Source organism: Zobellia galactanivorans (assembly GCF_000973105.1).
GTDB lineage: Bacteria > Bacteroidota > Bacteroidia > Flavobacteriales > Flavobacteriaceae > Zobellia > Zobellia galactanivorans.
The window spans coordinates 2,942,296-2,956,168 of the sequence record NC_015844.1 but is presented as its reverse complement, the minus strand read 5'-3'; the positions used below and the strand labels follow the sequence as shown (position 1 = coordinate 2,956,168).

General features: G+C 43.8%; 11 protein-coding genes. 5 read left to right on the top strand and 6 right to left on the bottom strand.

Annotated elements, in window-relative coordinates; all coding sequences use genetic code 11:
- Positions 1 to 61: 61 nt before the first annotated feature.
- The 6 genes from ZOBGAL_RS11810 to ZOBGAL_RS11785 form a co-directional block, all read right to left on the bottom strand.
- On the bottom strand, positions 62 to 1,492 hold the full coding sequence (locus tag ZOBGAL_RS11810; protein ID WP_013993840.1) for a DUF5723 family protein: 1,431 nt from the start codon (positions 1,490 to 1,492) through the stop codon (positions 62 to 64).
- On the bottom strand, positions 1,489 to 1,980 hold the full coding sequence (locus ZOBGAL_RS11805; RefSeq protein WP_231854758.1) for a hypothetical protein: 492 nt from the start codon (positions 1,978 to 1,980) through the stop codon (positions 1,489 to 1,491). Before ZOBGAL_RS11805 ends, ZOBGAL_RS11810 begins: the two co-directional genes overlap by 4 nt.
- 110 nt (positions 1,981 to 2,090) lie before the next feature.
- On the bottom strand, positions 2,091 to 2,780 hold the full coding sequence (locus tag ZOBGAL_RS11800; protein ID WP_013993838.1) for a YjjG family noncanonical pyrimidine nucleotidase: 690 nt from the start codon (positions 2,778 to 2,780) through the stop codon (positions 2,091 to 2,093).
- Positions 2,773 to 4,068: a polysaccharide deacetylase family protein gene (locus ZOBGAL_RS11795; protein WP_013993837.1), complete on the bottom strand. Its 1,296-nt coding sequence runs from the start codon at positions 4,066 to 4,068 to the stop codon at positions 2,773 to 2,775. Before ZOBGAL_RS11795 ends, ZOBGAL_RS11800 begins: the two co-directional genes overlap by 8 nt.
- Before the next feature lie 74 nt (positions 4,069 to 4,142).
- Positions 4,143 to 4,841, bottom strand: coding sequence for a RadC family protein (gene radC, locus ZOBGAL_RS11790; protein ID WP_013993836.1), 699 nt, complete (start codon positions 4,839 to 4,841; stop codon positions 4,143 to 4,145).
- A gap of 109 nt (positions 4,842 to 4,950) precedes the next feature.
- Positions 4,951 to 6,309 (bottom strand): UDP-N-acetylmuramate--L-alanine ligase, encoded by a 1,359-nt coding sequence (locus ZOBGAL_RS11785; RefSeq protein ID WP_013993835.1) that lies wholly within the window; start codon positions 6,307 to 6,309, stop codon positions 4,951 to 4,953.
- 257 nt (positions 6,310 to 6,566) lie between these two features.
- Between ZOBGAL_RS11785 and ZOBGAL_RS11780 the strand changes: the two genes are divergently transcribed.
- The 5 genes from ZOBGAL_RS11780 (at position 6,567) to ZOBGAL_RS11760 (ending at position 13,817) form a co-directional block, all read left to right on the top strand.
- Entirely contained in the window at positions 6,567 to 9,452 is a 2,886-nt protein-coding gene (locus tag ZOBGAL_RS11780) for a gliding motility-associated C-terminal domain-containing protein (RefSeq protein ID WP_013993834.1), read from the top strand.
- 3 nt (positions 9,453 to 9,455) lie between these two features.
- Positions 9,456 to 10,394 carry a PorP/SprF family type IX secretion system membrane protein gene (locus ZOBGAL_RS11775; protein WP_013993833.1) on the top strand — a complete coding sequence of 313 codons (939 nt, stop codon included), beginning with the start codon at positions 9,456 to 9,458 and terminating at the stop codon, positions 10,392 to 10,394.
- Positions 10,395 to 10,396: 2 nt separating this feature from the next.
- The gene (locus ZOBGAL_RS11770) at positions 10,397 to 12,541 is read left to right on the top strand and encodes an OmpA family protein (RefSeq protein WP_013993832.1); all 2,145 of its coding nucleotides are present in this window, start codon (positions 10,397 to 10,399) and stop codon (positions 12,539 to 12,541) included.
- A gap of 144 nt (positions 12,542 to 12,685) precedes the next feature.
- A complete protein-coding gene (locus ZOBGAL_RS11765; RefSeq protein WP_046287899.1) occupies positions 12,686 to 12,997 on the top strand; it encodes a cupin domain-containing protein in 312 nt (103 codons plus the stop codon).
- Between the two features lie 34 nt (positions 12,998 to 13,031).
- Entirely contained in the window at positions 13,032 to 13,817 is a 786-nt protein-coding gene (locus ZOBGAL_RS11760; protein ID WP_013993830.1) for an SDR family oxidoreductase, read from the top strand.
- Positions 13,818 to 13,873 lie beyond the last annotated feature (56 nt).

Below are 13,873 nucleotides of genomic sequence, written 5' to 3'. Positions count from 1 at the left end.
AATAGGAAGATGAAAAAAGCGTGCCAAACCTTGAAGTTGTTCATTTATCGGCTACGCCATATCATTTCTTGCCCCAAGATATGATATTTAATCCTAACTGAAAAGAAGCATAATGGCTATTTGCCAAATTGCCGTAAGACAACAGATTATCGGCCATGGCATAAATATTTACCGGTCCTGCCTGTACCGAAAGTCCTAAACCAATATTCGAATAAGAGAACTTATCTATGGTATAGGTGGTTTTAAGGGCCATAAAATTACCGAATCGCCTTTGATAAAAACCCGTCAAGGCCATTTGCGGACCTCTTGGTCTATTTATAATATATAACTGACCACCAACACTGTTTACATATTTGGCCCGTGCTCGGTTGCTTGAAGCATTTACACCACAGGCGCAATTGGCCCTGTTATCAACACGCTCACCAAAATTATAACGTAAAGACCCGTACAATTTTGTAGGCCTAAAGGCTATATAAGCATCTTCATTATCTTCAAAAGGCACAAAATCTTCAACGTCATCCACTAGGTTCTGCCAAAAATCGGCATTGGGATCTGCGGCGGCATCGGGCAAAATAATCCCTATACCTTCAATAGTGGCCTTACCGTTAAGGCTGTAGTTTTTAATATCTTTTGAATGGTAGACAAATCCCAAATCCAAAAGGCTAGCGGTAATAACGGTTTGATCGTTCAGTTGATAGGTAAAACCAAAATCAAGGCCTAGCCCAAGGTTGCCTCCCAAAAGGGCCCTTTTGGCGACAGTGCTTCCCACGGTTCCCTCGTCAACGGCATCCTTTAAGCCGTTAAGTCCTGATGTACGTAATTGCATGTCGGCTTCCACGGTACTGGAATATATATTGTTGACCCCTTCCTTGGTAACAAAAGTACCTTTGTTCTTGGTGGAGTTAAAGTCGAAAATACTGGAATACAATTTACCCCTCACCCCAATCGTAAGATCATTATCCACTTTTTTGTTCAAACCGACGTGAAATACGTTCATTAACTCGCCCCTTGTCTTCAGCTGGCCTAAATCAAAGGGTTGGTTCAGTTTATCGGCATTTCCCTCAAAGGCCAATATGGCGTAATCTTGGAACCAATACCCAATGGCATCGCCTTCAATATACATCCCGGCCGTATAGAAATTATCGGGATTTTTACCACGGAAACCAAAACTTAAAAGTTCAGTTTGAAATGTACCGCTCAGCTCATCTCGTGGATTCATGCCGTAAATGGCCCGCTCCCGTATTTTATCATTAATATTCAGACCGTCATCGGCGAAGATATCGTTCACGGAAAGACCACTTAAACCTGCTTGAAGCGACATTCCCGACAATAATGGAACGCCTGCATACCATTGAAAATCGGTATCGACCCCAGGGTTGACCATGGCCGACTGTGGAATCTCGACAAAATCGTACAGAAGCTGCTTGTTCTGACCGTAAACGGCGAAGCCTGCCCAAAAAAGGACTATAAACAGTAGTTTTGAGGCTCTCATTTTATTTCGACTCTGAATTGTCCGCTCGATTTTAAGATGATTTTTGGCTCGGGCTCATTTGAAGTGCTAGTAGTATTTCCTAAATTATTGGCCGTTACGCGTATACTTGAGGTATTCTTTATAATATCTATACTGCGGCCCGAACTTCCATATGCTACATCGCGTTGCAAGCTATAGGGTGTAGGGTCTACAGGAATTATTTCCGTATCGAGAACATTATCGTCCGCATCAAGCAATTCTACAGTAACCTGCAGCTCTTTACTAGTCGTATTTTCAACAATATAGGTAATGGTACCATCGAGCACGCGCTTTGCAAAAACATCGGAACTAAAGGCATCAAAATTAAAGTTGCGCGAAAAGATATTTGCCCCATTCGTATCGTTAACCAAAGATTCAGGGGCTTCTACATAAAGAATACTCGCTTCTAGGTTCGGGGTTACCCCAATCTCGTCATATTGGTTAAAATCTTGATCCTCTATACACGACAAAAGTGTCAGGCAAGACAAGGTACAAAGTAAAATGGATTTAATAAATTTTATCATGGCAATACCGAACACAGGCCTTAGTTGGCGCAATTATGGTCTTACCTAATATAACTCTATAAAAAGGTTTTTATTTCGTGTAAATCGTCAATGATTTCACAAAAATCGTGTTTTGGTCCCTGATGTGCGTTAAAGTGAAGCGCATGATAACCTACGGCCTGTGCCCCCAATATATCGGCCTCTAAATTATCGCCTATCATCAAGGAGTTTTCCGGCCTTGTTTCGGCCCTTCTCAACGCCAATTCAAAAATAAAGGGATCGGGCTTTTTTACACCGGCCATTTCCGAATCTATAATTTGGTCAAAGTAGCCGTATATATTTGAATTTTTGAGTTTCTTCTCTTGAACCTCTTGAAAGCCGTTGGTGATAATATGGAGCTTATACTTTGGCTTTAGATAATCTAAAATTTCGGTTACATTGGGAAACAAATGATTGAAAGACGACAGGTATCGGATATACTCATCGGATAATTTGTTTATGGTTTTATCGGGAACAGGATATTTCAAATCATCGAATACCGATTTCAGTCGCTGATACCTCAGATCTTCCTTACTTATTTTTTCTTCCCTATAAAGCTTCCAAAAGGCAAAGTTCGCCGGAATATAAACCTCTAGAAAATCGGGAAGCGCTACCTCAATAGCGTTTTCCTGAAAAATCTTTTCAAAGGTAAGGGCCGAATTCTTCTCAAAATCCCAAAGGGTATGGTCTAAATCGAAGAAAACATCGGTAACTACATTCTTAAACATGACATTGTTTTAAAACGGTTTCATAAAAGTCTTTCCAGTCCATTTTTTCCTCGCCCCCTAGAAGTTCATTAGAAAAAACCGACACAAATTCCCCGTTAACGGATTTGACCTCATCACATATCGTCTGGATTTCCCCTATGATGGCCTTACTGTCATTATGGCCAACAAAAGCGTAATCGTGAAAGGCAAACGAATGTATGCGAATGGGTTGTTGTACCTCTAGATTGATATCGTAAAAATAAAAAGGGGTACACGTACTGGCCCGAAAACCGATTTCGTGGGTATAGCCCATAGTATAATCATCAACAAACTCCGCCTCTACCAAGTTCCTATAGGTATGGGGCAGATCCACGCGATTATAACGCAAACGTGACGAATTTATAGGCCTATTGATTACACTGGTCAACTTTTTCTTCTCTTTCGTCAAAAGATCGATATCGTTAAAGGAGCTATAAGATGCCGCTAGGGCGACCTTACTGTAATCTGCAATGGACTTTATAAGAAAACGGAATTTATTGTTATCGGGAGAAACATTCTTATCGTAAGTGGAGTAGTCGGCAAACTGAAAAAAGAAAATATCCTTTACCCTATATTTTTTATGTAAATCGATGAGGAAGGAAAAGTTATCGTAGGGATCCTTTTCTGGGTCGAACCAAACTTTTAGTCGCTGTGCCACCCGCTTAAACTTTAAAGAGCCCAAGTCATAGAAAAGACCGGCAAGACTGCGTACAACGCCCCTATAGGCAAAGCAATGCGACGTGGTTACATCTATGGCCGATACATATCTGTACTTTTTAGGCTTGCGTTCCATATCAGGAAACCGCGACTTTAATTCATCGAGTAATCTGTAGGCCCAGATATCGACTACCGGCGACCTCAAAAACTTATGTTTATAGGCAAGACTGTCTTTCACCGGAAACCTTTCATGCACATCCTTTACATGGGGCAAGTACTCTTCATAACGGCTCAACAGGTAGAAACTGGCCGAAAATATATCGAAGGGCAGATTGCTGCGCTCGCCTGCCTTAAAAAAACACGGAACCCCGTCCCAATCGGCCACCGAAATATCCAAGTCATTTATACCTTGTTCGAAGAGAAGGTCGTTGCTCCGTACAAAAAATTCGTTTTGCAAAGGCTGTTTGGTATACGTAATCTTAGCCCCCGTATGCTTTATAAAATCTTCGACCTTGGTCGTAAATACAATCTCTATACCCAAAATACGGGTAAATACCTGTTTCATGGTATATCTGAAACGCGGTGTGATCTTATGGGTATAGATAAGTAACATAATCGGTTAAGAGTTCAAATTTCAACTGCTATTGGGCCTTCAGGGCCGATTCGGTTTCAAATGGCAAATAGGCCCTAAAGAATACCTTCATCGGCAAAACTATAATAATCATTCTGGGTAATTATCAAATGATCCAAAACTTTTATATCGAGTGCCGCGGCCGCCTTTTTTAATTTCTGGGTAACCTTGCGGTCTTCCTCGCTAGGCCGCAGTGTTCCCGAAGGGTGGTTATGCGATAGTATCAACCCGACCGCCCCCTGCTCCAAAGCTTGTCGCATTACGATCCTGACATCTACCAAGGTACCCGTCAAACCGCCCTTGCTCAACTGCGCACTGTGCAAAACCTTATTGGCGTTACTAAGGTAGAGAATCCAAAACTCTTCATGCTGCAACTCACCGATTCGGGGATGCAATAAATGGAAAACATCCCTACTACTACTGATCTTCTCGATTTTTTGGGCTTCTTCTCCCCGTCTTCTTCGACCTATTTCCAAGGCCGCCGCTATGGTAACCGCCTTTGCCTCACCGATACCCTTGAACGCCATCAATTGTTTTAAGGATAGTTTACCCAGCTCATTTAAATTGTTATTCGCCGACGCCAAAATTCTTTTGGCCAGCTCAACGGCGCTTTCTTCCCGACTGCCGGAGCCGATTAAAATGGCGACCAGTTCGGCGTCGGATAACACCGACCTTCCTTTTCGGACCAATTTTTCACGTGGTTTATCATCGTCCGACCAATGTTTGATCGAGAACGAGACTGGCTTTTTATGCATGATATAAATATAATAAACTCCAATTCCTTATAAGAGCCCTATACCCCACAAAACCTATAATCACCTAAGCAAGAGCTTCTTTACACCGCGCCCCCTGGCAAAACTTTCGTTACGAAGAGAACTTCCCTTTCAATTCGTTTAGGTCCAATCCCCCATAATTTCCCGAACTCATTAAAAGCAATACCGAGTTGCCGTAATCTTGACCAAAGACAAAGTCTTTAAAATCTGTGGCATTGGTATAGATCTTAAGGTCATTTCGCTCAAAAGCTTCCGAAATTTGTTCGGGAGTGACTTCCTTTAGTTTTTTAATGGCAACGGACTCTGGCAAATAGAAAATCACCGCTTCGTCGGCTGCATCCAATGCCCCTTTGTATTCCTTTAAAAACTCAGGATTAAAACTGCTATACGTATGCAATTCCAAACAGGCAATTAGTTTCCTGTTCGCATATTGTTCCTTTACTGCTTTTGTAGTTGCAGCCACTTTACTTGGTGAGTGTGCAAAATCTTTATACGCTACGGAAGTTTTTCCTTCCGCAATTTTCTCAAGGCGCTTTGACGCTCCTGAAAACGTTGCAATGGCTTCATAGAAATCGTCTTCATCTACGCCCATGTTCTGGCAGATCCACTTGGCTCCTGCCAAGTTGCTCAGGTTGTGCTTCCCAAAGACTTCAATAGGCATTGGCCCTTCTGGGGTCTCTAAAAAAGTGGTGCCATCTTCTATCGAATATTCGGGCGTGGTATAAGGTAATTTTCGGATGGCATTTTCCGAAGCCTCGACCACCTTTTTAACTTCGGGATCTTCCTCGTTATAGGTTATGCTTCCTCCTTTGACAATGCTATCCACAAAAATCTGGAACTGCTCTACGTAGTTTTCGAAAGTGGGAAAAACATTGATATGGTCCCAAGCTATTCCACTTAAAAGCGCAATATTCGGTTTGTACAGATGAAATTTGGGTCTGCGGTCTATAGGGGAAGAAAGGTATTCGTCTCCTTCCAAAACCATAAAATCATTATGATCGGTCAGATGCACCATCCGTTCAAAACCCTCCAACTGTGCCCCCACCATAAAATCAACTTCCCTATCGTGATAGTTGAGCACATGAAGAATCATTGAAGTTATCGTGGTTTTTCCATGACTGCCCCCAATAACCACCCGGGTCTTGTCTTTTGAATGTTCGTATAGAAATTCGGGGTAGGAATATATTTTAATTCCCAACTCTTGGGCCTTTAGCAATTCAGGGTTGTCTTCCTTTGCGTGCATCCCCAGAATTACAGCGTCTAAATCTTCATGGATCTTTTCAGGATACCAACCAAAACTTTCGGGAAGGAGGCCCTTTGCTTTCAATCGTGATTTGGACGGCTCAAAAATGACATCGTCACTTCCTGTTACCATGTCACCTTTATGTGCCAAGGCCAAGGCCAAATTGTGCATGGCACTACCACCAATTGCAATAAAATGAATCTGCATAAACGCTGTATTTGCAACAAATATAGGCATTGATTTCCCGAAAAAAAATAGCAGAACCAGCTACCGTTCATCCAAGCACCGCCCTGATAAAACCAAGAAAACATCGACAAAATACACTATTTCACATAGCCCCTGCTACGTATTTAATAAGATTCACCCTTCATTTCCCCCTATTGACAACATTTATTCCCTTACACCTAATCGACGAACTACATTTGTTTTCGGACAAAATGCACCTTGTCCCCTAACATCATAAAATGATCGATCGAACTTACACGAGAAGCTTTTTGCAATTGGTAATGCCTTTATGCCTGATCTTATGCTCCGTAAATGCAATGGCGCAATGTGCGGGTATCGATGACTCCATAACCATATGTGAAAAAGATGCCGATGATGCCAATAAAACATTCAACCTTTTTACGGTTTTGGGAGGCACCCCAGACCCTGGGGGCACTTGGTCTACCAACGACCCGGCCAATTTTTATGCCCTAGACCGTAATACCGGTATCGTCAACCTATGGGAAGTTAAAAATTCAGGATCACACGAATTCACCTACACCAATATCTGCGGCGGCGCGGAAGAATCGGCCGTAGTGACCGTAATGCTCGGCGGCTATCCCGGTGAAGATAATATAGACGGTTCCGCAGATGCCTGTGGAGACGACCCCGCGGTAAACCTCCATGGTTTTATTGGGGATGAAACCGAAGGAAAGTTCCAAGATTTCAATGGTACCTGGGATGCGATAACCCCCGAGGCCATTCCCCACTTATCGCTAAACTTTTTCGATGCCGAATCCGCCGGCCCCGGTATTTACGAATTCACCCACACCGTACCCGCCGTAGGCTCTTGCCCTAGTAGGCAGGCTACCTTGCTCCTTGAGGTGCAAAGGCCGGCCAATTCCGGAATCGGCTCTGGACTAACGCTTTGTACCACTGATGATTTATCTGTCTACACTGATTTTGATTTAAATAGTCTTTTAGAAGATGAGGACATCAATGGCACTTGGTCAGAAGGAGCGGAAACAAACCAATTATCTGACCTTACCGACCATAATATAGATATACAGGCTATTAGAGACAACCACATCTACGGCTCTTTTTCTTTTACCTATACCGTATACCCGTCACATGCCGTTTGTGATATACATAGAACAACCGTAGAAATTAATATTCTACCCGCATTTCGCGGCACGATGACAGCACCTAACTTTTGTGAAGGACCACCAAGATACAGAATAGACATTACGGATTATGACGACACATTAATTTCCGATGGTACCTATACCGTTAGCTACAGACTGGATTCTGACAGTGGATTCCAAATAGATGCAGCTCAACTCACATTAAATCCAGACCGAACCGGTTTTTTTGAAGTCGACGCCAATTCTGTTCTAAAAAATGAAACTACTACGCTATCGATTACTTCCTTAGGGTTAGATGTTTGCGCCGATATTCAAATTGCACCGATACAATTTATAGTAACCGAACCTATAGCCAATGTAACCGATACGTGCGAAGGCGAAGATGTTCCAGTTACTTTAAGCGATATTTTTGACCCATCCTTTACCCGGGCAAACGGCACTTACGATGTAAATTATACCATTACCGCACCCAGTGGAACGGAAACTGCACATATTGCAAGCACCATTACCTTCAATTCTGGCAGTGCAGAGTTTGCTATACCTGCTTCCCTAATTACAGAATCCGGAGAATACGATTTTGATTTTGAAGTGGTTAACGGGTTCCCAATGGAATGTGACATTACCAGTACTGCAATAATTACCGCTATACCAGAAGCAATACAGTTAGATGTAGTGGTAGATAATTCATGTAACGCTACAGGTATTGACGTTTTAGTAACGGCCCCTACCCTGGTAGACGGAGCATATATCGTTACTTATGAAGTTGTTTCACAAGAAACCAATGCCGTTTTAATAGATAATACCATTAATTTCTCTGGCGGTACCGCAGATTATCAAATTGATGTAGCCACCCTAGAACAAGGCAATTACACCATAACCGTAAAAAGCACACAGAACGATACGACGCCTTGCAGGACCCAATTTGATTTTGAGGTCAACGAAAACTTTGCCATAGAAGGCGTACCGGCCCTACCGGAAGCCGAACCCTTACAAACCCTTTGTCTTGCCTCTTTTGCCCCAGCCTTACCGACCCTTCAGGATATTGTTGTAGAAGCCAACGGTGAAATTCTTTTCTATGATACCGCCACGGATCTAGACATTCTTCCCTTGGATACCCAACTCGTAGATGGGGAAGATTACTTTATATCGAACATTGATCCGAACAACAATTGTGAAGGTTCTGACCGAATTCAGGTTACCGTTTCGCTCTCCGACCCCGAAATGCCCACATTAGTAGAAGGAAGCCCGGCATTCTGTGGTTCCGAAAACCCAACGGTCGGCCTTTTAAACACTAGCGTAGCCAGTAGCGACGGTATTGTCTGGTACGATTCGGCTATTGGCGGAAACGTTCTCGACAACAACGAGACCTTGACCCATGGCAAGAGTTATTTTGCCGCTACGGAGGTCAGCGGAAAATGTCAAAGCTCCGGACGCATAGAAGTTATCCCTATCGTTTACGAGCTCGAGGCCGCTTCCCTTGAGTTTTCAACACTGGCCCTTTGTGGATTGGACGAGCCTACCATAGCGAACCTACGTGAGGCCGAAAGCAATAACCCTTACGACGTGCTCTGGTACGACACCCCTGAAAACGGTTCTCCCCTCGACGGAAGCACTTTACTGGTTAGCGGTACCACTTATTACGCCGAAAGCTACAACCCTGATACCGGCTGTATGAACCCTGATAGAAAGGCCATAACCGTTGACCTTACCAATTGCGATCCCGAAGATTACGGTTTTTTCGTCCCCGACGGGTTTTCACCTAACGGCGATGGCAGAAACGACACCTTTTTTATACCGAACATCGAAGTCATATTTCCCGAATTTACACTTGAAATCTTAAACCGTTACGGTACCACCCTTTTTAAGGGAGACCAAAACAACCCCGCTTGGGATGGTAAAAATGGAAGCGGAACGGCCCCGAACGGAGTGTATTTCTACATCATAAATTATAACAAAGAAGGACATACCCCAGTACAGGGCCGATTGTACCTCAACCGCTAAACCATGAAAGAAATAAAACGCTATTTTATTTTTCTGATGTTGGTATGTGCTGCGGCCCATGGGCAACAAGACCCTCAATACACGCAGTATATGTACAACATGAATGTTGTAAACCCTGCGTATACCACCAACGAATTAGGAATGCTTAACTTTGGTGCCCTCTATCGCTCACAATGGAAGAATGCCGTAGGGAGTCCTAAAACATTGACTTTCTTTGCCCATGCGCCTATGAGCGACAAGATAGAGATGGGCCTCTCCTTTATCACCGATAACATTGGGGACGGTGCCCTAAAGGAAAATAACATCTATGCCGATTTTGCCTATATCCTAAAATTGGATGAAAAAAGTAACCTGTCCCTGGGTTTAAAAGGAGGCATTACCACTTTCGAGACCAATTTCAACGGTTTTATGCTTCCTGAGTTTCAAGACGATCCCGCCTTTAACGAAAACCTCAACAGCACTTTTCCGAATGTAGGCGTAGGCGCTTTTTATCATAGACAGAATTTCTATGCCGGAATTTCCGCCCCGAACCTATTGACGACGAAGCATCTGGAAAACAAAGACGGTATCAACCGCATCGGTTCTGAAAAAATACATTTTTTTATGACTTCGGGTTATGTTTACGAACTGAACCCCGACCTGAAATTAAAACCTTCGGTATTGGCCAAAATGGTTCAGGGCGCCCCGTTGACTTTCGACCTTTCGCTTAACGCCCTTTTTCTAAACCGCTTTGAAGGCGGATTGTCGTATCGCTTGGAAGACTCGGTAAGTGCCATGTTCAATATTGCCGCCACACCGGCTTTGCGTATTGGCTATGCCTACGATTACACCCTATCGAACCTAAGCACCTACAGCTCCGGTTCCCATGAAATTTTCATCCTTTTCAATCTTGATCTATTGGGCCTGGGCAAAGGATACGACAAATCCCCAAGATTCTACTAAACATGAAAAAAATACTCTTCATATGTTTTATTCTGGGGCTTACGGTACCGACCTTTGCCCAGCAAGAACTTAAACGCGCCGACACCTATTTCGAACGTGCTTACTATAGTGACGCCATTCCCCTATACGAACAATTATTGCCCCGCAACAAGAGTTCAAAACTCATAAAAAACCTGGCCGATTGCTATTACCACACCTTCGACATGAAGTCGGCCGCCCGTTGGTACGGCTATCTCGTGTCCAACTACGGGGAAAACCTTGATGAAAGCTACTATTTTAAGCTCAACCAATCGCTAAAGGCTATTGGGGAATACGAAAAAGCCCAACAAACACTGTTGCATTTTTATACCGAACAGGATCAAGGCGACAAGGCATCACAGCTAGCCGAAGACTTCACCTATATTGAAAATGTTCGCGCCATAGGTGACCGTTTTAAAATTAAAAACCTTAACCTCAACACGGCAAGCTCTGAATTCGGGGCGGCACGAATAGATTCAAACCTGATCTATAGCGCTTCTCGAAAACAAACTTCCGCCCTGTCCAAACTATACCGATGGAACAACGAAAACTACCTTGATATCTATTCCCATCCTATCGATAAAATCGGTATGGGCGACAGCTTAAGTACCTCCCTAAGCAACACGATCAATTCAAAAATGCACGAAGGCACCTTTGCCATTACCAAGGATAGAAAAACAATATATTTTACCAGAAACAGTAAAAAGAAGACCGAAGACGATAAAGTCAGCAACCTAAAGATCTACCGTGCCGAATATATCGATGGCGCTTGGAAAAACGTCATAGCCCTCCCCTTCAACAGTGACGATTTCTCTACGGAACACCCCGCTTTGAGTCCTGATGAAACCAAACTCTATTTCTCATCGGACCGCGAAGGCGGTTTTGGGTCGTTCGACCTATATATGGTCAGTATCCAGAAGGACGGTTTCTTTGGAAGCCCTATTAATTTAGGAAAGGAAATCAATACCGATAAGAAAGAGCAGTTTCCGTTTGTGGACAACAACGGCAACCTCTATTTTGCCTCTAACGGCCACCCCGGTTTCGGCCTATTGGATGTTTTTGTTTCCAAGAAAGAAAACGGAGGTTTCGCAAAACCCGATAACCTCGGACTCCCCGTAAATAGCGGTTACGACGATTTTTCCTTGTCATTGGACCGCGATTCCGGCAGCGGTTATTTTTCTTCGAATCGACCTAGTGGGAAAGGGAGCGACGATATCTACTCCTTTTCGGAAACGAAGCCCTTGGTCATAGAGGATTGCAAACAGTTCGTTGCCGGTATTTTGACCGACAAAACTACCAAGTTCCCCTTGCCCGGCGCCTATATCGAGCTTGTAGATGGCAACGGAAAGCTTATCGAAAAAATAAGGACGGCCAAGGATGCCTCGTTTAAATTTCAGCTTACCTGCTCCAGCGAATACCGTATAAAGGCCTATAAGGAAGGATATGAAGACAATTCAAAAAATATTTTTTCAGATACCGAAAGAAACGCCGTAAAAGACGGTTCCCTTTCGCTATATTCCATTGAAGAACGGGAAGCGCAAAAGGCAAAAGAGCTACTCGCCCAAAAAGAAGCAGCCGAAAAAGAAGCCTCGGCCCAGATAAAAAGACAAAAAGAGCAAGAAAAAGCCGCGGAACTCGAACGGATCAAAAAAGGGCAAGAAATGGCCCTCAAGCAAAAGGCCGACCAAGAAAAGGAAAAACGGGAGCGTCTGAAAAAAATCGATGAGATCATTGCAAAAGAGGATGCCATTATCAAAGAAAAGAATCGCATCGTCATCAAGACCGAGGAAATCCATTTCGACTATAGCCTCTGGTACTTACGACGTGAAGCGCGTCAACGTCTGGCAAAGGTCATTGCCATCATGAAACAAAACCCAGGCATGGTCATCGAAATAGGCACCCATACCGATATTCGGGGCAATGCGGAATACAACCGCGACCTCTCCCAAAAACGGGCCGATTCGGCAAAGGAATTTATGGTCAAGAACGGTATAGCCCCAGAGCGGGTCATTGCCAAGGGCTATGGCGAATCTAAGCCCATTGTAAAATGCGAAACCGAAGAAAGCTGTACCGAAGAAGACCATGAGTGGAACAGAAGGTGTGAACTTGTCGTCGTAAAATGGGAATAAGCCTTAAATAAAACACCCGTAGAAGTACAAGTTTCCACAAACAATAATTACCATCCTAAACTTTGCCCCAAATCAGAAAATATGGTTTGGGGCTTTTTCATTTCTGTAGGTATTCTTTATATCTTCGTTAGACAATACTACGTTATGAACCTATCCGATATTCCTTCAAAGGAAATTATGCCGGGCTACCACGGTAAACTGGTGCATTCAGAAAATATGTCCATAGCTTTTTGGACAGTGGAGGAAGGGGCCGAAGTACCCGAACACTCGCATATGAACGAGCAAATAATGCACATACGGCAAGGCCGTTTTGAATTTACGCTCGATGGAAACACAAAAATTTACGAGGCAAACGACATCGTTATCATACCGCCCCATAGCCCCCATAGCGGCAAGGCCCTCACGCCCTGCAAACTTATAGACGTGTTTAGCCCCGTACGGGAAGCATACCGATAAAAACAGAATTAAAATCCCAAAAAAATCTTACACTATGAATATCTCTTTAAAAGGAAAAAACGCATTAGTAGGCGGCAGCTCAGGTGGAATAGGCAAGGCCATAGCCCAGCAACTGGCCGAAAGCGGGGCAAATGTAACCCTCATGTCAAGAAGTGGGGAAAAGCTCAAAAAAATAGTACACGAACTACCGACCGACCAAGGCCAGGAACATAGCTATTTGGTGGTCGATTTTTCAGATTTTCACGGCTACCGCGAAACCATATATCACTATTTTGAAAACCACAATATCGATATCTTGGTCAACAACACCCAAGGTCCCTCAGCCGGAAGCGCCCTGGAAAAACAGACTTCCGATTACCAAGAAGCCTTCGACCTCCTATTTAAGACCGTATCCTACACTACCGAACTGGCGCTGGAACACATGAAGAATAACAAATGGGGCCGGATCATAAACGTCGCCTCTGTTTCGGTAAAGGAACCCTTGTCGTATTTGGCGCTTTCAAACACCATCAGGGCCGCCGTAGTTACCTGGGCCAAATCATTGGCCAATGACGTGGGACCTTACGGAATAACCGTAAACAGTGTACTTACGGGCTACTTCGACACCGAACGTATCACTCAACTTAACGCAAAAAAAGCGGAGCAATTGGGCATTTCGGAAGACGAAGTACTTGCCGATATGGAGTCTAGAGTCCCGGTCAAGCGTATTGGAGACCCAAAAGAATACGGGTATCTCGCCACTTTTTTGGCCTCAGACCAAGCTGCCTATATCACCGGTACCCAAATACCTATTGATGGTGGACTCTTAAAAAGTTTATAACCGCTCCCCCTGTAGCCCCTTCTTCTATCGACTAGAAGGAAAGATGATCTTATAAA